The organism is Pseudomonas sp. PvP089, assembly GCF_017875165.1.
GTDB lineage: Bacteria > Pseudomonadota > Gammaproteobacteria > Pseudomonadales > Pseudomonadaceae > Aquipseudomonas > Aquipseudomonas fortuita.
Map to the genome: position 1 here is coordinate 1,513,138 of NZ_JAGGME010000001.1, position 16,751 is coordinate 1,529,888.

The 16,751-nt window shown below is 63.4% G+C and carries 17 protein-coding genes; 10 read left to right on the plus strand and 7 right to left on the minus strand.

The window, feature by feature from the left end; genetic code table 11:
• Positions 1 to 180 precede the first annotated feature (180 nt).
• Positions 181 to 879, plus strand: coding sequence for a response regulator transcription factor (locus tag J3A71_RS06900; protein ID WP_096426672.1), 699 nt, complete (start codon positions 181 to 183; stop codon positions 877 to 879).
• Positions 876 to 2,483 (plus strand): ATP-binding protein, encoded by a 1,608-nt coding sequence (locus J3A71_RS06905; RefSeq protein WP_096426671.1) that lies wholly within the window; start codon positions 876 to 878, stop codon positions 2,481 to 2,483. Before J3A71_RS06900 ends, J3A71_RS06905 begins: the two co-directional genes overlap by 4 nt.
• 3 nt (positions 2,484 to 2,486) lie before the next feature.
• Here the strand turns inward: J3A71_RS06905 and J3A71_RS06910 are convergent, their stop codons facing one another.
• The gene (locus J3A71_RS06910; protein ID WP_016488683.1) at positions 2,487 to 3,188 is read right to left on the minus strand and encodes a 4'-phosphopantetheinyl transferase superfamily protein; all 702 of its coding nucleotides are present in this window, start codon (positions 3,186 to 3,188) and stop codon (positions 2,487 to 2,489) included.
• A gap of 124 nt (positions 3,189 to 3,312) precedes the next feature.
• Positions 3,313 to 4,107, minus strand: a complete 795-nt coding sequence (locus tag J3A71_RS06915; RefSeq protein ID WP_016488682.1) for a dienelactone hydrolase family protein — start codon at positions 4,105 to 4,107, stop codon at positions 3,313 to 3,315.
• 129 nt (positions 4,108 to 4,236) lie between these two features.
• Here J3A71_RS06915 and J3A71_RS06920 point away from each other — a divergent pair, with 129 nt between their 5' ends.
• From J3A71_RS06920 to J3A71_RS06935, 4 genes are all read left to right on the plus strand, one after another.
• Positions 4,237 to 4,842, plus strand: coding sequence for an outer membrane beta-barrel protein (locus J3A71_RS06920; RefSeq protein WP_096426670.1), 606 nt, complete (start codon positions 4,237 to 4,239; stop codon positions 4,840 to 4,842).
• Positions 4,843 to 4,991: 149 nt separating this feature from the next.
• Positions 4,992 to 5,669, plus strand: a complete 678-nt coding sequence (locus J3A71_RS06925; RefSeq protein WP_016488680.1) for a response regulator — start codon at positions 4,992 to 4,994, stop codon at positions 5,667 to 5,669.
• On the plus strand, positions 5,666 to 7,012 hold the full coding sequence (locus J3A71_RS06930; RefSeq protein ID WP_096426669.1) for an ATP-binding protein: 1,347 nt from the start codon (positions 5,666 to 5,668) through the stop codon (positions 7,010 to 7,012). Before J3A71_RS06925 ends, J3A71_RS06930 begins: the two co-directional genes overlap by 4 nt.
• 307 nt (positions 7,013 to 7,319) lie before the next feature.
• Entirely contained in the window at positions 7,320 to 8,642 is a 1,323-nt protein-coding gene (locus J3A71_RS06935) for a dicarboxylate/amino acid:cation symporter (protein ID WP_016488678.1), read from the plus strand.
• Between the two features lie 74 nt (positions 8,643 to 8,716).
• On the opposite strand, the gene tsaA is transcribed toward J3A71_RS06935, so the two are convergent.
• The 4 genes from tsaA to J3A71_RS06955 form a co-directional block, all read right to left on the minus strand.
• Positions 8,717 to 9,409, minus strand: a complete 693-nt coding sequence (gene tsaA / locus J3A71_RS06940) for a tRNA (N6-threonylcarbamoyladenosine(37)-N6)-methyltransferase TrmO (protein ID WP_016488677.1) — start codon at positions 9,407 to 9,409, stop codon at positions 8,717 to 8,719.
• Between the two features lie 6 nt (positions 9,410 to 9,415).
• Positions 9,416 to 9,877 carry a DUF1456 family protein gene (locus J3A71_RS06945; protein WP_016488676.1) on the minus strand — a complete coding sequence of 154 codons (462 nt, stop codon included), beginning with the start codon at positions 9,875 to 9,877 and terminating at the stop codon, positions 9,416 to 9,418.
• Between the two features lie 47 nt (positions 9,878 to 9,924).
• Positions 9,925 to 10,635, minus strand: coding sequence for an rRNA pseudouridine synthase (locus J3A71_RS06950; protein ID WP_016488675.1), 711 nt, complete (start codon positions 10,633 to 10,635; stop codon positions 9,925 to 9,927).
• Between the two features lie 77 nt (positions 10,636 to 10,712).
• On the minus strand, positions 10,713 to 11,165 hold the full coding sequence (locus J3A71_RS06955) for a GNAT family N-acetyltransferase (RefSeq protein WP_016488674.1): 453 nt from the start codon (positions 11,163 to 11,165) through the stop codon (positions 10,713 to 10,715).
• A gap of 286 nt (positions 11,166 to 11,451) precedes the next feature.
• Between J3A71_RS06955 and J3A71_RS06960 the strand changes: the two genes are divergently transcribed.
• The 4 genes from J3A71_RS06960 to J3A71_RS06975 are packed head-to-tail and all read left to right on the plus strand — an operon-like array spanning position 11,452 to position 15,271.
• A complete protein-coding gene (locus J3A71_RS06960) occupies positions 11,452 to 11,979 on the plus strand; it encodes a hypothetical protein (protein WP_157754422.1) in 528 nt (175 codons plus the stop codon).
• Positions 11,976 to 12,821, plus strand: a complete 846-nt coding sequence (locus tag J3A71_RS06965) for a DUF6502 family protein (protein WP_096426668.1) — start codon at positions 11,976 to 11,978, stop codon at positions 12,819 to 12,821. Before J3A71_RS06960 ends, J3A71_RS06965 begins: the two co-directional genes overlap by 4 nt.
• Positions 12,818 to 14,467 (plus strand): DUF5666 domain-containing protein, encoded by a 1,650-nt coding sequence (locus tag J3A71_RS06970; protein WP_096426667.1) that lies wholly within the window; start codon positions 12,818 to 12,820, stop codon positions 14,465 to 14,467. The genes J3A71_RS06965 and J3A71_RS06970 overlap by 4 nt, the downstream gene beginning before the upstream one ends.
• A gap of 54 nt (positions 14,468 to 14,521) precedes the next feature.
• A complete protein-coding gene (locus tag J3A71_RS06975) occupies positions 14,522 to 15,271 on the plus strand; it encodes a hypothetical protein (protein ID WP_016488670.1) in 750 nt (249 codons plus the stop codon).
• Between the two features lie 72 nt (positions 15,272 to 15,343).
• Here J3A71_RS06975 and rimO read toward each other — a convergent pair whose 3' ends face one another.
• A complete protein-coding gene (gene rimO, locus J3A71_RS06980; protein WP_016488669.1) occupies positions 15,344 to 16,675 on the minus strand; it encodes a 30S ribosomal protein S12 methylthiotransferase RimO in 1,332 nt (443 codons plus the stop codon).
• Between the last annotated feature and the right edge of the window lie 76 nt (positions 16,676 to 16,751).

The window sequence follows — 16,751 nt, forward strand, 5'->3', positions numbered from 1 at the left end:
AAAACGGTTCAGTTCAGGGGGGCGGTATTGCATGTCTGAAGATCTGGGGTGCCTGGGAGATCGAGCGCCGCCCGCGCGGCGCATCGCGAGCGGGCGGCGCTTGGTCTCGCAGGCGCCACCCATCTACAGCCATACTCTCAGCTGCCCTTACACGATCCCAAGAACAACAAGGCCAAAGCCATGGACCACCCCGTACCCCGCATCCTCATCGTCGAAGACGACCAGCGCCTGGCCGAGCTCACCGCCGAGTACCTGCAGGCCAACGGCTTCGAGGTCGTGGTGGAGGGCGATGGCGCCCGCGCCGCGCGGCGCATCGTCGACAGCCAGCCCGATCTGGTCATCCTCGACCTCATGCTGCCCGGTGAGGACGGCCTGAGCATCTGCCGCCGGGTGCGCAACCAGTACCCTGGCCCGATTCTCATGCTTACCGCACGCAGTGACGAACTCGACCAGGTCCAAGGCCTGGACCTTGGGGCCGACGACTACGTTTGCAAACCCGTACGCCCACGCCTGCTGCTGGCGCGTATCCAGGCTCTGCTGCGCCGCAGCGAAGCCGTGGACAGCAAGCGCCAGGGCCTGGCCTTTGGCGCCCTGCGTATAGACAACCGCCTGCGTGAAGCGCGCCTGGGTGACCAGCTGATCGAGCTGACCGGTGCCGAATTCGACCTGCTCTGGCTGCTGGCCAGCAACGCCGGGCGGGTACTGACCCGCGAACAGATCTTCACCGCGTTGCGTGGCGTCGGTTACGACGGCCAGGACCGCTCCATCGACATACGTATCTCGAAAATCCGCCCCAAGATCGGCGATGACCCGCTTCAGCCACGGCTGATCAAGACCCTGCGCAGCAAAGGCTACCTGTTTGTCGGCGAGGCACCATGAACAACTCGATCTTTTTGCGCATCTACGGCGGCATGCTGGCTGTGCTGGTGCTGGTTGCCCTGCTCGGCGTGCTCAGCCTGCACCTGGTGAATGAAGTGCGCGCTGCCCAGCACCGGGAGGGCCTGGCACAGGGCACCTTCAGCCTGATGGCTGACAACCTGGCACAGCAGAATGCAACCGAACGCAAGCGCTCGCTGCTGATCTGGGAGCGACTGCTCGGCGTGCCGCTGGCGCTGCAACCGATGACGGCGCGCAGCCTCGACGGTGGCCAGCGGGCGCGCCTGTACCGCGGCCTGGTGGTGGTCGAAAAGACTGGCCCGCATGCGGCGCAAGTGCTGCGCAAGGTTGGCCAGGAAGACCTGATGCTGGTGGCGCAGATCAAACAGATAAGCGAGCAACTGGCGCGGGCCACGCTGTACCTGTTGGCCGATGAACTGGTGCGCTACCCGATCACCGAGCAGCAGCAGCGGCTGGCACAGATCAAGCAGGAAAAGGGCTTCGGTTTTGGCGTCGCCCTGCAGCGCATCGAACGGGTAAGCCTGGACGATGACCAGCGGCGCCGGGTAGAGGAGGGCGACACGGTCATGGCGCTGGGCAAGGACGGCGACTCGATTCGTGTGTTTGCTGGGCTGGCGGGCTCGCCCTGGGTACTGGAAATCGGCCCGTTGTACCAGCTAAACCCGTATCCGCCGCAGTTGCTGGTCCTGATTACCTTTCTCGGCCTGTGCCTGATCGGTCTGGTGGTCTACCTGCTGGTACGCCAGTTGGAGCGCCGTGTGTCGGGCCTTGAGATTGCCGCCACACGCATCGCCCAAGGCAGCCTGGACACCCGTGTGCCCGCCGGTGACGCCGACTCGGTAGGGCGCCTGGCTGCCGCCTTCAATGGTATGGCCGAGCACCTTCAGCGCTCGCTGACCATGCAGCGCGAGCTGGTGCGGGCGGTATCCCACGAGTTGCGCACGCCCGTTGCGCGCCTGCGCTTTGGGCTGGAGATGATCGAAAGTGCCGCCACCGAACAGGCGCGGGCCAAGCACCTGGCGGGCATGGACGGAGATATTCAGGACCTCGACAAGCTCGTCGACGAAATGCTGACCTACGCCCGCCTGGAGCAAGGCGCGCCGGCCTTGAAGTTTCAGCGGGTCGACCTGGACGTCTTGCTCGCGCGGGTAGTCGAAGAGCTGGCGCCGTTGCGTGCCGAGGTACGGGTAGTGCGCGGCGATTGCCAGGGCGCGGATGCCGAAGGCGCCTGGGTCGAGGCCGAGCCGCGCTACTTGCACCGGGCGTTGCAGAACCTGGTCAGTAACGCCATGCGCCATGCGGCGTCTGAGGTGCGCGTGAGCTACCAGTTGGGGCAGCAGCGGTGCCGTATTGATGTCGAAGATGACGGCCCCGGGATCCCCGAGGGCTTCTGGGACCGCATCTTCACCCCGTTCACCCGACTGGACGACAGCCGCGCCCGTGCTTCGGGTGGGCACGGCCTGGGCCTGTCGATCGTGCGGCGAATCATCTACTGGCACACGGGCCGTGCGACGGTGGGGCGCAGCGAAGCGCTGGGTGGCGCCTGCTTCAGCCTTAACTGGCCACGGCAGCAGGCGCCACTGTGAAGGTCAGACGCTGACCAGGCTGAGCAGGTGGCCGTCCTGCAGGCAGAACTGGCCCTGCAACACTGTGCCATGGCGCCACTGCGGCGACAGGTCGGTGAGCAGGCGCAGCTGAGCCAGGCCTTCGGTGGACCAGTCGATCACTTCGGCATGCTCGAAATAGAAGCGCTGGCGGGTCAGCGGGTAGAGGGTCTTGAACAGGCTTTCCTTCAGCGAGAAGGTCAGGGTGACCGTCAGGCCGAGCTGGCGGCGGTCCAGGCGTTCGAGCTCGGGCGGGGTGAGGATTTCGGCCATCAGCCGCTCGGCGCGCTCGTCATCCAGCAAGGCCTCCTGATCCAGGCCCAAGCCCTGGCAGCTGCGCTCGGCGGCGACCACGGCGGCGGCCCAGCCCTTACCGTGGGTGATCGAGCCATGGATACCCGCCGGCCAGATCGGCGAGCGGTCCTCATGGGTGCCAGGCACGTAGTCGCGACCGTCCAGGCCCTGCAGCGCGGCGCGCGCGCATACGCGACCGGCCAGGTACTCAGCCTGGCGCTTGGCCACCGAGCGCTGCAGGCTGGCGCTGGGCACGAGCCCGGCGCGCTGGAAGTCGTCGGGTGCCAGGCGGGCAGGGTCGAAGGCGCAACTGACCAGCACCGCGCCGGGCAGCGGGCGGGGCAGGGGCCAGTGGTGCTGGAGCGGGGCGCAGCAGGCGGGGAGAATGTTCATGGGGCTATTGTGCCAGCCGCAGCGGCGGTGTGGGAGGTGGAACAGCAGGGGGCTGCTGCGCAGCCCATCGCCGGCAAGCCAGCTCCCACAGGTGTTGCGCAGCGCTTGAGGTTTGCGCTAATCCTTATTTGAACACCTGCTTGAAGAACGCCTGCATATCCGCCCAAGAGCTCTCGTCCGCAGCCTTGTTGTAGCCTATGTCCGGTCCGCCATGCTCACCATGGCTCAAGCGGTCGGCATCCGGGTTGGTGAAGCCATGCTTGGCCCCCGGAATGTTGACGAACTGGTAGTTGACCTTGGCGGCGTCCATTTCCGCTTTGAACGCATTGACCTGCTCTTGGGTGACCATGCTGTCTGCGGCGCCGTGCTCGACCAGTACATAGGCCTTCACCTTGCCAGCCTGGGCCGGCGTCTGTGTGGCCAGTGCACCGTGGAAGCTCACCACTGCATCGAGCTTGTCCACGCCGCGTCGTGCTGCATCGAGCACCACCTTGCCGCCGAAGCAGTAACCGACGGCACCTAAACTGCTCTTATCGGTGTAAGGCTGTAGTTCCAGCAGTTTCAGGCCGGCGTCGAAGCGCTTGGCGGCCGCCGCCGGGTCTTTCATCGCTTCGGCCATGAACGCTTGGGCATCCTGCGGATGTTCGGTCTGCTTGCCATCGCCATACATGTCGATGGCCAGCGCACTGTAACCCAAGGCCGCGAGGTCACGGGCGCGGCGCTTGGCATAGTCATTCAGCCCCCACCATTCATGCACCACGACGATGCCCGGACGCTTGCCTTGGACTGCATCATCATAGGCGTAGTAGCCGATCAAGCGCTTGCCCTCGGCGTCCTGATAGGGGATCTCGCGGGTCACTATTGCCGCCTGGGCGAGGGCGGCGCTGCACATCAGGGTCAGGGCCAGCAGGGCACGCATCTTTACTACTCCTTGTCTTGCAGACAGTTCGTTCAGCCGGTGTTCAGCCAGGGTTCAGTCACGGTTCAGGGTGCCTTCCTTACTCTAGCTTCCAGACCGAAACAGCGCACCCAACTGGAGTATCCAGCCATGAAAACCTTCAACACCCTGCTTGCCGCCATGGCCGTCTGTGCCGCTGGCATCACCACTGCCCAGGCCGCCGACGACAACTTCGCCAGCCTGACCTACGGCCAGACCAGCGACAAGGTTCGCAAATCCGGCCTGCTGCAGCGCAACACTGACCAGCTCAACGCCGATGGCATCATCGGCAAGGACGACACCTGGGGTGTACGTGTGGGCAAGATCAACGGCCAGGGCCGCTACTACATGACTTATGACAACGTTTCAGGCGACCACAGTGGCCTGAAGTTGCGCCAGGAAAACCTGCTGGGCAGCTACGACTTGTTCCTGCCGGTGGGCGATACCACCAAACTGTTCGGCGGTGGCAGCCTGGGCATGACCAAGCTCACCCAGGACTCGCCCGGGGCCAGCCGGGATACCGACTACGGTTATGCCTACGGCCTGCAGGCCGGCGTGATCCAGGACATCACCGACAAGGCTTCGGTGGAGCTGGGCTATCGTTACCTGCGCACCAATGCCGCGACGGAAGTGGGCGCGCATGGCGGGCCCAAGGACGGCACCCTGCGCCTGACCAGCAGTGCGCAGACTTATCTGGCCGCAAGCTACAAGTTCTGACGCGCGAGCCGCGTTATCCTGTACCGGCCCTTTTGCGGCTAAAGCCGCTCCCACAGGGATCGCACAGTTCCTGAGACGTGTGCAGCACCTGTGGGAGCGGCTTTAGCCGCGAAAGGGCCGGCACAGGCAATACACACAAGGAGCTGCACATGAAATTGCTGGTGGTCGAGGACGAAGCCCTGCTTCGCCATCACCTCTACACCCGCTTGGGCGAAAGCGGCCATGTGGTCGAGGCGGTCGCCGATGCCGAGGAGGCGCTGTTCCAGGCTGGGCAATACCACTTCGACCTGGCCATCATCGACCTGGGCCTGCCCGGTATCAGTGGCCTGGAGCTGATCACGCGCCTGCGTAACCAGGACAAGACCTTCCCCATTCTCATCCTCACCGCCCGCGGCAACTGGCAAGACAAGGTCGAGGGCCTGGCCGCCGGTGCCGACGACTATCTGGTCAAGCCGTTCCAGTTCGAAGAGCTCGAAGCGCGGCTGAATGCCCTGTTGCGCCGCTCCAGCGGCTTCACCCAGTCGACCATCGCTGCTGGCCCCTTGGTACTCGACCTCAACCGCAAGCAGGCTACCCTCGACGACCAGCCCTTGGCGCTGACTGCCTACGAGTACCGGATTCTCGAATACCTCATGCGCCATCATCAGCAGGTGGTGGCCAAGGACCGCCTGATGGAGCAGCTGTACCCGGGGGACGAGGAGCGCGACCCCAATGTGATCGAAGTACTGGTTGGCCGCCTGCGCCGTAAACTTGAGGGCGAGCATGGCTTCAAGCCCATCGACACCGTGCGCGGCCTGGGTTATCTGTTCACCGAGCGCTGCCGATGATCCGCTCGCTGCGGGTACGCCTGATGCTGGCCGCAGCCGTGCTGGCATTGCTGTTCATGTTGGCCCTGCTGCCGGCCTTGCAGAAGGCCTTCAGCCTCGCCCTGCAGGAATCGATCGAGCAGCGCCTGGCTTCGGATGTGACCACGTTGATTTCCGCCGCGCGTATCGAGCATGGCCAGCTGCAGATGCCGACGCTGCTGCCGGACGAGCGCTACAACCTGCCTTACACGGGCTTGCTCGGCTACATCTTTGACCGCGATGGCAACCTTGTCTGGCAGTCGCGTGCCACCGCCGATCGGCACATCAACTACCGCCCCCGATATGACGGGCGCGGCAACGAGTTTGCCCGCATTCACCAGGCAGATGGCGAAGAATTCTTCGTGTACGACGTTGAGATCAAGCTGCTGGGGGGGCAGAGCGCTGCTTACAGCATTGTCGCCCTGCAGCCGGTGAGCGAGTACAAGGCTACCCTCAATGGCCTGCGGGAAAAGCTCTATCTGGGCTTTGGTGCTGCCTTGCTGGCGCTGATGGTATTGCTATGGGCTGGCCTGACCTGGGGCCTGCGCTCGTTGCGCCGGCTGAGCCGCGAGCTGGATGAAGTGGAGTCGGGCACACGCGATGGCCTGAGCGGCGAGCACCCTCGTGAGTTGTTGCGCCTGACCCGCTCGCTCAACCGTCTGTTGCGCAGTGAGCGTGAGCAGCGCACGCGCTACCGCGATTCACTGGACGACCTGGCGCACAGCCTGAAGACGCCACTGGCGGTGTTGCAAGGTGTGGGCGAAAGCCTGCAGCAGCGTAGCGGTGAGCGCGAGCAGGCGCGGGTGCTACAAAGCCAGATCGAGCGCATGAGCCAGCAGATCGACTATCAGTTGCAACGTGCCAGCCTGCGCAAGAGCGGCCTGGTACGCCACAGCGTGAGGCTGCGGCCGTTGCTCGATAGCCTGTGCAGCACCTTGGCCAAGGTGTACCGGGACAAGCGGGTGAACGTGACGCTGGAACTGCCCGATGCGGCGCAGGTGCCGATGGAGCAGGGCGCCTTGCTGGAAATGCTGGGCAACCTGCTGGAAAACGCCTACCGCCTGAGCCTGGGCCAGGTGCGGGTTAGCCTTGAGCAGGCGCCCGGGCAGTTGACCTTGTGTATCGAAGACGATGGGCCCGGGGTGCCGGCCGACCAGCGTGAGCGCATTCTGGAGCGCGGTGAGCGGCTGGACAGCCAGCACCCGGGCCAGGGCATCGGGCTGGCGGTGGTCAAGGACATTGTCGACAGCTATGACGCCGAGCTGAGCCTGGGGGACTCGTCCTTGGGGGGCGCGGCGTTCAGAATCACTTTCCACCTCGATTGATTGGCCGGCACTTCTGATTCAGGAGGGCGGATTCCCGCCATACCCCGTGTACAAAAACCGCCACCGGGCGGAAATCCGCCAGCCTTCCTCAGGCAAATCGCCCTGTCGTTGGGCATTTATCCCCAGCAAATGCGGCCCTTGCACCCTTCATGGGCATTTTGGCACCACCCTTGCTATTGATCATGGCAGAGGCCTGCCCAGGCAGCTCGAACACAACGACAAATCCCTCCAAGTGCAGGAGGGTTAGCGATTCAGGTGCCGCATCACCCTGGGAAGGGTGAACCGGCACACTTGAGGAAAATGAGCCATGACGACACGTCAGCCGCTGTACAAATCCCTGTATGTCCAGGTGATCGTTGCCATCACCATCGGCATCCTGCTCGGCCACTACTACCCGGAAACGGGCGTTGCCCTCAAACCCTTGGGTGACGGCTTCGTCAAACTGATCAAGATGGTCATCGCCCCGATCATCTTCTGCACCGTGGTCAGCGGCATCGCCGGCATGCAGAGCATGAAGTCGGTTGGCAAGACTGGCGGCTACGCGCTGCTGTACTTTGAAATCGTCTCCACCATCGCCCTGATCATCGGCCTCGTCGTCGTCAACGTGGTCAAGCCAGGCGCTGGCATGCACATCGACGTCAGCACCCTGAACGCCAGCAGTGTGGCTGCCTACGCCGCCGCCGGCGCGCAGCAGACCACCGTCGGCTTCCTGCTCAACGTCATCCCTAACACCGTGGTCGGCGCCTTCGCCAATGGCGATATCCTGCAGGTGCTGATGTTCTCCGTGCTGTTCGGCTTCGCCCTGCATCGCCTGGGCAGCTACGGCAAGCCGTTGCTGGATATGATCGACCGCTTCGCCCATGTCATGTTCAACATCATCAACATGATCATGAAGCTGGCCCCGATCGGTGCTTTCGGCGCCATGGCCTTCACCATCGGCCAGTACGGCGTTGGTTCGTTGGTGCAACTGGGTTACCTGATGGCCTGCTTCTACATCACCTGCCTGCTGTTCGTGCTGGTGGTGCTGGGCGGTATCTGCCGCGCCCATGGCTTCAGCGTACTCAAGCTGATCCGCTACATCCGTGAAGAGCTGCTGATCGTGCTGGGTACTTCCTCCTCGGAATCGGCCCTGCCCCGCATGCTGGCCAAGATGGAGCGCCTGGGCGCCAAGAAGTCGGTCGTCGGCCTGGTCATTCCGACCGGTTACTCGTTCAACCTGGACGGCACCTCGATCTACCTGACCATGGCTGCGGTGTTCATCGCCCAGGCCACCGATACCACCATGGACATCACCCACCAGATCACCCTGCTGCTGGTGCTGCTGGTGGCTTCCAAAGGTGCTGCCGGCGTGACCGGTTCGGGCTTCATCGTGCTGGCCGCCACCCTGTCGGCTGTTGGCCACCTGCCGGTAGCTGGCCTGGCGCTGATCCTCGGCATCGACCGCTTCATGTCCGAAGCCCGCGCACTGACCAACCTGGTGGGCAACGCCGTTGCCACGGTGGTCGTGGCCAAGTGGGTCAAGGAAATGGACAACGACAAGCTGGCCTCCGAACTGGCCTCCGGTGGTGCACCGCTGGTCGATACCCGTCCGACCGATGACCTGGGCGTGGCAGAAGGCCCAGCGCGCTGATCGCGCGGCTGTAGTACGAAAAAGGCGACCTTCGGGTCGCCTTTTTAATGTGTGTGGTTCGCCTCGGTGCGCGGTCAGGCCGGCACCACCTCCAGCACCCGGATCACATCCGGCTGAGGGTAATGCCACCTCACCTGCACATCCCAGAACTTCACCCCGTAGACCCGTTCGGCCGGCGGTACCTGGTAAGCCGGTCTCGGGTCTTGCGCCAAGCATTGTTCAATCAGTTCTACCAGCGGTTCAGCCAGGCGCAGTGCATGCTCGCGGGCCTGGGGCAGGGCGTTGTCGCCCCACTGTACGGCAATTGCGGCGGGCGCTGCGTTGGCCATCTGGTTGCTGGCGTCTGCAATGCTGTCGGCATACGGCACATAGGGCTTGATGTCCAGTACCGGCGTGCCATCGAGCAGATCGATGCCGGACAGCAACAGGCGCCCCGGCTCCACACCCTCCAGGCGTACCACCGACTGGCCGATGCCGTTTGGCCGGTGGGTTGCACGGGTGGCGAACACCCCCATGCTCTTGTTGCCGCCCAGCCGCGGTGGCCGCACTTTCAGGCGCGGCTTGTCCTCCAGGGCCTGGTGGAACAGGAACAGCAGCCAGACATGGCTGACCTGCTCCAGGCCTTCGACCGCATCCCCTTGGTCGAACGGCGGCAGCAGTTCGAGCACGCCGCGCGCGGCAGGCGCCAGTTGGGGCTGGCGCGGGATGGCGAATTTTTCCTTGAAGCAGGAGCGGACGATGCCGACCGGAGCAACCGTATGCTGCATGGCCAATCAGCCGCGCACGCGCTGGGTCAGGCCTTTGAGGAAGTTGCGCAGCAACTGGTCGCCGCATGGGCGATAGTTTTCGTGGCCGGCTTTACGGAACAGCGCGCTAAGTTCAGGCTTGCTGACCGGGAAATTGACCGACTTGAGGATCGTGTGCAGGTCGTCTTCCTTCAGTTCGAAGGCCACCCGCAGCTTCTTGAGGATGAGGTTGTTGGTCACTGGCAGCTCTACCGGCTGCGGCGGGCGGCTGTCGTCCTTGCCGCGGCGGTGGATCACCAGGCCATCGAGAAAGTGTGCCATCACCCGATCAGGGCAACGCACGAAGCCTTCCTCTTCTTCCTTCTTCAGGTAGGTGGCCAATACCTGAGGGTGCACTTCGAGGCCGGAAAGGCCGATGATCTCGGCCATCTTGGCGTCGTTCACCTTGAGCATGTAGCGCAGGCTGCGCAGGACGTCGTTGTGGTTCATTGCTGCAGAATCCTGTTCAGGTGCCACGCTGGTGCGTGGCGTATTGCTTAGAAACGTTCGGTGGTCGCCATGTAGCGCCATTGGCCCAGGGGCAGCTTGCCCATCGACACCCCGCCCAGGCGAATGCGGCGCATGCTGACCAGTTCCAGGCGCAGGTAGGCGCACAGCTCGGCGATTTGCCCGGGCTGGGGGTTTTTCACGACCATGCGCAGGTGGGTCTCGTTCTGCCAGCTGGCCTTGGCCTTGGGCAGCTCGCGGTCATTGCGCGTAGCACCGCGCGCCAGGCGTTCCAGCGCCTGAGGTGTGGTCTCGCCGCGCACTTCGACAATAAACTCCTGCTCCAGGCGACGCAGGTCAGCCTCGATCTTGCGGCTGACCCGCCAGTCCTGGGTGAATACCTGCAGGCCGCTGGCGCCGCGCTCGAGCGGTGCCACGCAGGCCTGCCGGGTGAAATGCCCGTGCAGGGCGCGCACACCTTCGCGGTGCGCCTCGCTGAGGTTGCCCATGTTCATGCTGGCGCGGGCGCTTTCGCTGTCCACGCCGGCCGCCTGGTTGAGCAGCAGGGTTACCGGCTCCAGCGCTTCGACCCGGGCACCCGGGAGCAGCTCGACGTGCTGGTGTTCGACCTTGAACTGCGGCTGCTCGACCACCACGCCGTCGACTGTGACCCAGCCGCCTTCGATATAGAGCTCGGCATCGCGGCGGGAGCAGCCAAGTTGCTCGATAAGGCGTTTGGACAGGCGGACGGGTTCGGACATGACGGCAATTCGCAAAGGCAGGGAAAGGCCAGCATTGTACCTGCCTGAGCGGCAGAGGGGCTGGGAATCTGTGTCATTTACGCCATTTTGCAAAGGCGCATGTGCAGCAGCGGGTAGGGCTGGCCCAAGCCGTCGGTTTCCGATCGGCCGATCACCTCGAAGCCTTCATGCAGGTAAAAGCCCAAGGCCTGAGGGTTTTGCTCGTTGACGTCCAGGCGCTCGGCATTCAGCTCGTTGATCGCATAGTGCAGCAGGCGCTTGCCTACCCCTTTGCCACGGTACTCAGGCGCAACAAACAGCATGTCCACGCGCCCGTTGGCGACCCCGGCAAAGCCACAGATGCGTTGCCGGTCCTTGCAGCAGATCAGCATCACCGCGTCGAGGTAGCGGCGCAGCACCTGTTCGCGCAGTAACACGATGTACCCCTCTGGCAGAAAATCGTGAGTGGCACGCACCGAGTCCTCCCAGATCTGTACCAGCTCGCCGTAGTCGCGCAAGTGCGGGGTTTGCAGCGTCAGTAGCGATTGCATGCCGGTGGTCCTCCATGGCGATAGGGAAAACATAGCAGGCCAACCACCGGTCGGCTTGTCCGTGCTGTGCTTGAACGGTGGGGGGCAGGGGTCTATTAATTAAGCGTGGGAAAAAATCCCACAAAAAGAAAATTCGAAAAAGATTCGTACTGATCTGGCGTTCTCGTGGCGACTATCTGGAGACGGACCATGCAAATCCACCTGCTGTTCAAGAAGGCTTTAATCGCGGCTGCTGTAGCGGGCGTGCTGTCGACGGCCGTTGTTTTGATCCCTGACTCGATTTCTCATGGCTCCAGCGCCTACGCCAAAGATGGCGGTGGCGGTGGCGGTGGCGGACACGGAGGTGGAAGCGGTGGTGGTGGGGGTGGCCACGGAGGTGGAAGCGGCGGTGGAAGCGGCGGTGGAGGGGGTGGCCACGGTGGTGGCGGAAGCGGCGGTGGTGGTGGCCACGGTGGTGGGGGCGGAAGCGGCGGTGGAAGTGGCGGCGGTGGTGGCCACGGCAGTGGAGGAGACGGCGGTGGCCATGCCGGCAACAGTGGCAGCGGCCAGGGCCACGCCGGTGATTCAAACGCTGGGCGCAGCGGCAACCATGCTGAAGCGGGTGACGATCATGGCAATCATGTGGGGGGTGAGCCCGGTGACGATCACGGCAATCACGTGGGCGGCGAGCCCGGTGACGATCATGGCAACCATGTCGGCGGCGAGCCTGGCGATGATCACGGCAATCACGTTGGTGGTGAACCTGGTGATGATCACGGCAACCATGTGGGTGGCGAACCGGGTGATGACAACAGCAGGGGCTGACAGGCGTTGATCAGCCCAACTCTGCCCGCTTCGCTGTTAAGCGCACTGCGGCGTGTCATGCGCCCGCTGGTGCGCTTGATGTTGCGCAAAGGGGTTAGCTATACGATGTTCGCCGACCTGCTCAAGGAAGTGTTCGTCGACGTAGCCCATCGTGAGTTTGGCCTGGACGGCGCCCCGCCCACCGACAGTCGCATCAGCCTGCTCACGGGTGTGCATCGCAAGGATGTCCGGCGGCTGCGCAGCGAAGGTGGCACGGCACTCGAGGCCTTGCCGGCGAACATCACCCTGGGCGCACAGTTGGTCAATGCATGGACCACCCGCCCGCCGTTCTGCTCGGCACCTGGCCAGGCCCTGGCACTGCCGCGTTTGGCAAGTGTGGGTGGCGAGTGTTCATTCGATGCCTTGGTGGCCACGGTCAGCACTGATATCCGCGGGCGTGTGGTGCTGGATGAGTGGTTGCGCCTTGGCATCGTCCGGCTTGATGAGCAGGATCGTGTGCACCTGGAAGCCAAGGCGTTCGTGCCGCAGAAAGGTTTCGATGAAAAAGCCGCGTACTTCGGCCACAACCTGCATGACCATGCCTGCGCAGCGGTGCACAACCTCAGTGGCCAGGGCCTGCCGTTCTTCGAACGCAGTGTGCACTACGATGCTTTGAGCCCGGCCAGCGTCGAGCACGTGCGTGAAGTGGTTGCCAAAGATGGCATGCAGACGCTGCTGGCCTTCAGCCGGCTCGCAGCAGAGCTGGAAAGCGTTGATGTGCCCAGCGCGGAGCAACGTCAGCGCATCACTGTCGGGCTTTATTTCTACACTGAAGCTACCGACCCCGAATTGTCCAAGACGCCAGGCCCATGACGCCCCTCACGCGCTGCCTCCGTGTCGTTGCCTTTGCCCTGGTCCTGGGGTTGAACCTGGCGGCGCCTGCCGATGTGGTCGCAGCACCGGTTTGTGTCAGCCGCGACGAAGTGGGCATGGCCGGTGCCACAGGCCTGCAGTTTCCGGGGGGGACAGGCGGTACCGGTGCACGCAGTGGAAACGGTGGTGTCGGCGGCACTGGCGCGCCCTTCCCGCAACGTCCTGGCGGCACCGGCGGTACTGGCGCGGTGGCCGAAGGTGTGGACGGCACCTACTCTGATAACGGTAATGGCGGGGTAGGCGGTACCGGTGCGCCGATCCTGCGCCCAGGCGGTACCGGTGGTACCGGCATCGTCGGCACCATCACCGGGTTTGCTTCGATCTGCGTCAATGGCATGGAAGTGCACTATGGCAAAAACGTGCCGGTGAGTGAAAACGGTGCACCCGCCAGCAGTGCTCACTTGGCGATCGGGCAGGTTGTAGCGGTGGAGGCAATTGCCACCCAGCGCGGTCTCCAGGCAGGGCGTATCTCGATCCTCAACGTCTACGAAGGGCCGCTGACGGCGCTCCCCAATGCTTCGGCCCCCCTGCGGGTGATGGGCCAGCCTGTGCGGCTCGCCGAAGGCGCGCGGGTGGCTGAAGGGCTGCGTGCGGGCGAGCCGGTCCGGGTCAGCGGCTTGCGCGATGCCACGGGCGAAGTGGTGGCAACCCGTATCGAACGGGCGCCGGGCCTCAGGGAGGCCAGTGCCATTGGTGCAATCGACCGCCCAGGCAGCCTGCAAGGGTTGACGCTGGGCACCCGCGTAGCCCCCGCGCGGGAAGTGCTGGTGCGCGGCCAGTGGACCGGGCGCCAGCTGGAAGTGGCACAAACCCGCCCAGACCCGAGCCTGCCGTTTGCTGGCCGTGTACAGCAGGCGGTGGTCGAAGGGCTGGTGCAGCGCGTTCAGGCACGGCAACTGGTGGTCGCGGGCATTAATGTGACGCTGGGGCAGGGTACTGTGATTGTCGGCAGGCAGCCTGCAGGATTGGCGCTCGATCAACGCGTTCGGGTGAGCGGCGTGCTCAGTGGTACTCACGAGTTACGGGCCACCCGTGTGGAATTCCAGGATGACCGTGCTGACAACCCGGGCCGAGGCCATTCGGGGCATGGCGGCGAGCACGGCAGCAGTGACTCAGCCGGCTCCGACAACAGCGGCCATGGAACAAGCGAGGCGACCAGCGTTCGCAGCGAAAGCAGTGATGATCACAGAGGGCGCAGTACCGTTGAAGACGCCAGTGGTCACGGCAGGTCTGAAAGCGTGGACAAGTCTGGTAAGTCAGAGCATGTCGAAACCGTGGAGCAGCCCGAGAGCAGCAACAGTGGCAAGGGTGATCGGGTAGAGAAGGTTGAAGTCGAGAAAGTGGAAAAGGTTGAGAAAGTAGAAAAAGTTGAGAAGGTCGAGAAAGTGGAAAAGCCTGAAAAGGTCGAGAAAGTAGAAAAAGTTGAGAAGGTCGAGAAGGTGGAAAAGCCTGAAAAGGTAGAGAAAGTCGAAAAGCCTGAAAAGGTCGAGAAGGTGGAAAAAGTCGAGAAAATCGAAACCATCGAAAGGCCGCAAAAGGTAGAGACCGTCGAAAAAGTAGAGCATCCGGAGCGATCCGGGCGTTAGGCAACTAGGCTGGGGAAGTCCGACCACACTTCCCGAAGGGGTACTGAGGTGCAGATGAGACCCGCGCTCCCTCTTTTTGCCTGCCTGCTGTCATGTACCAGTGCGTCGACCGTGGCCGATACCTTCAGCACCGCCATCGGCATGGACTATTCAAGTGGCGACTATGGCACAGGTACCACTTCGGAAATCTGGTACGTCCCCGTGGTCGGCAAATATGAAACCGGCCCCATGACCTACAAGGTCACCGTGCCCTGGTTGCGCATCACCAACCCGGAAGTAGGCCCCAATGGTGACCCCTTGCCCGGAGGTTGCCGGGATGTGGAGAGCGGGCTGGGTGACACGGTCGCCAGCGCCGGGTATGCCCTGCTAGATGGCAGTGACGGGGGCCTGATGCTCGACCTGATCGGCAAGGTCAAATTCCCAACCGCCGATGAAGACCAGTGCCTTGGCACCGGTGAATATGACTACACCGCCCAGGTCGACATCACCAAGGGCTTTGGCCCGGTCACCGGTTTCGCGACATTGGGCTGGAAGAAGTTCGGCGACCCGCCCGACAGCGATTTCGACGACCCGGTATTTGTCAGCCTCGGCTTCGCCCTGCCAGTGGCTGCGGGTACTTCGGCGGGCGCCTCCTACGACTGGCGGCAGAAAGTGGTCTCGACCGGTTCGCAGATCAAGGAGCTCACCCTGTTCCTGACCCACAAGCTCAACCAGCAATGGAAAGTCCAGCTCTACGCGGTTAAAGGCTTCTCTGATGCGAGCCCGGATGCAGAGGGTGGCCTGATGCTGTTTCACACGTTCTGACGAAAAAAGCCCCTGCTCGCGTCATTCCTTGCGTGGAATGGCAGGGCAGGGGCTTTTCATGTTTCAGCCGCTTTAGATGGGCTCTGCCCACATGTCGTATTCGTCGGCATCCACTACACGGCAACGCACTTTGTCGCCCGGCTTGAAGCCATGGTCGCCATCAATGAAAACGCTGCCGTCGATTTCCGGGGCATCGAAGAAACTGCGGCCAACCGAACCTTGCTCCTCGACTTCGTCGATCAGCACGTCGATTTCCTTGCCGATGCGCAGTTGCAGGCGGGCGGTGCTGATGGCCTGCTGGTGGGCCATGAAGCGGTCCCAGCGCTGCTGCTTGATGTCGTCCGGCACTTCTTCCAGGCCCAGGTCGTTGGCCGGGGCGCCTTCTACCGGCGAGTACTGGAAGCAGCCCACACGGTCGAGCTGGGCTTCAGTCAGCCAGTCCAGCAGGTACTGGAAATCTTCCTCGGTCTCGCCCGGGAAGCCGACGATGAAGGTGGAGCGGATTACCAGCTCAGGGCACTGCTCGCGCCAGTTCTTGATACGCGCCAGGGTGCGGTCTTCGAAGGCAGGGCGCTTCATCGACTTGAGCACTTTCGGGCTGGCATGCTGGAACGGGATGTCCAGGTACGGCAGGATCTTGCCGGCGGCCATCAGCGGAATCACGTCGTCGACGTTCGGGTAGGGGTACACATAGTGCAGGCGTACCCAGGCGCCCAGGCTGCTCAGGGCCTCGCACAGCTCAAGCATGCGGGTCTTGACCGGGCGGCCGTTCCAGAAGTCGGTCTTGTACTTGACGTCTACGCCGTAGGCGCTGGTGTCCTGGGAAATCACCAGGATCTCCTTGACCCCGGCCTTGACCAGGCGCTCGGCCTCGCTCAGCACTTCACCTACCGGGCGGCTGACCAGCTTGCCGCGCATCGACGGGATGATGCAGAAGCTGCAGCTATGGTTGCAGCCTTCGGAAATCTTCAGGTACGCATAGTGGCGCGGGGTCAGCTTGATGCCCTGTGGTGGCACCAGGTCGATCAGCGGGTTGTGGTCCTGGCGCGGCGGCACGACTTCGTGCACTGCGTTAACCACCTGCTCGTACTGCTGTGGGCCGGTGACCGACAGTACACTCGGGTGCACGTCACGGATACTGCCTTCCTCGACACCCATGCAGCCGGTGACGATGACCTTGCCGTTTTCCTTGATCGCTTCGCCGATCACTTCAAGCGACTCGGCCTTGGCGCTGTCGATGAAGCCGCAGGTGTTGACCACCACCACGTCGGCGTCCTCGTAGGTGGGCACGACTTCATAGCCTTCCATGCGCAGCTGGGTGAGGATGCGCTCGGAATCGACCAGGGCTTTTGGGCAACCCAGGCTTACGAAACCTACCTTGGGGGTGGCGGGCGTGGTGGACATGACTAACCTCGGTATTGAATACAGGTCGCCCGGCCGGAATCGCGGGCGATCTTGACGGGCGCTTTTTAGCGCCTCT

Bases quoted from the DNA above. Each gene is read 5' to 3' on its own strand.
- J3A71_RS06900 (WP_096426672.1), top strand. From the start codon at position 181: ATGGACCACCCCGTACCCCGCATCCTCATCGTCGAAGACGACCAGCGC.
- J3A71_RS06905 (WP_096426671.1), top strand. From the start codon at position 876: ATGAACAACTCGATCTTTTTGCGCATCTACGGCGGCATGCTGGCTGTG.
- J3A71_RS06910 (WP_016488683.1), bottom strand. From the start codon at position 3,188: ATGAACATTCTCCCCGCCTGCTGCGCCCCGCTCCAGCACCACTGGCCC.
- J3A71_RS06915 (WP_016488682.1), bottom strand. From the start codon at position 4,107: ATGCGTGCCCTGCTGGCCCTGACCCTGATGTGCAGCGCCGCCCTCGCC.
- J3A71_RS06920 (WP_096426670.1), top strand. From the start codon at position 4,237: ATGAAAACCTTCAACACCCTGCTTGCCGCCATGGCCGTCTGTGCCGCT.
- J3A71_RS06925 (WP_016488680.1), top strand. From the start codon at position 4,992: ATGAAATTGCTGGTGGTCGAGGACGAAGCCCTGCTTCGCCATCACCTC.
- J3A71_RS06930 (WP_096426669.1), top strand. From the start codon at position 5,666: ATGATCCGCTCGCTGCGGGTACGCCTGATGCTGGCCGCAGCCGTGCTG.
- J3A71_RS06935 (WP_016488678.1), top strand. From the start codon at position 7,320: ATGACGACACGTCAGCCGCTGTACAAATCCCTGTATGTCCAGGTGATC.
- tsaA (WP_016488677.1), bottom strand. From the start codon at position 9,409: ATGCAGCATACGGTTGCTCCGGTCGGCATCGTCCGCTCCTGCTTCAAG.
- J3A71_RS06945 (WP_016488676.1), bottom strand. From the start codon at position 9,877: ATGAACCACAACGACGTCCTGCGCAGCCTGCGCTACATGCTCAAGGTG.
- J3A71_RS06950 (WP_016488675.1), bottom strand. From the start codon at position 10,635: ATGTCCGAACCCGTCCGCCTGTCCAAACGCCTTATCGAGCAACTTGGC.
- J3A71_RS06955 (WP_016488674.1), bottom strand. From the start codon at position 11,165: ATGCAATCGCTACTGACGCTGCAAACCCCGCACTTGCGCGACTACGGC.
- J3A71_RS06960 (WP_157754422.1), top strand. From the start codon at position 11,452: ATGGCTCCAGCGCCTACGCCAAAGATGGCGGTGGCGGTGGCGGTGGCG.
- J3A71_RS06970 (WP_096426667.1), top strand. From the start codon at position 12,818: ATGACGCCCCTCACGCGCTGCCTCCGTGTCGTTGCCTTTGCCCTGGTC.
- J3A71_RS06975 (WP_016488670.1), top strand. From the start codon at position 14,522: ATGAGACCCGCGCTCCCTCTTTTTGCCTGCCTGCTGTCATGTACCAGT.
- rimO (WP_016488669.1), bottom strand. From the start codon at position 16,675: ATGTCCACCACGCCCGCCACCCCCAAGGTAGGTTTCGTAAGCCTGGGT.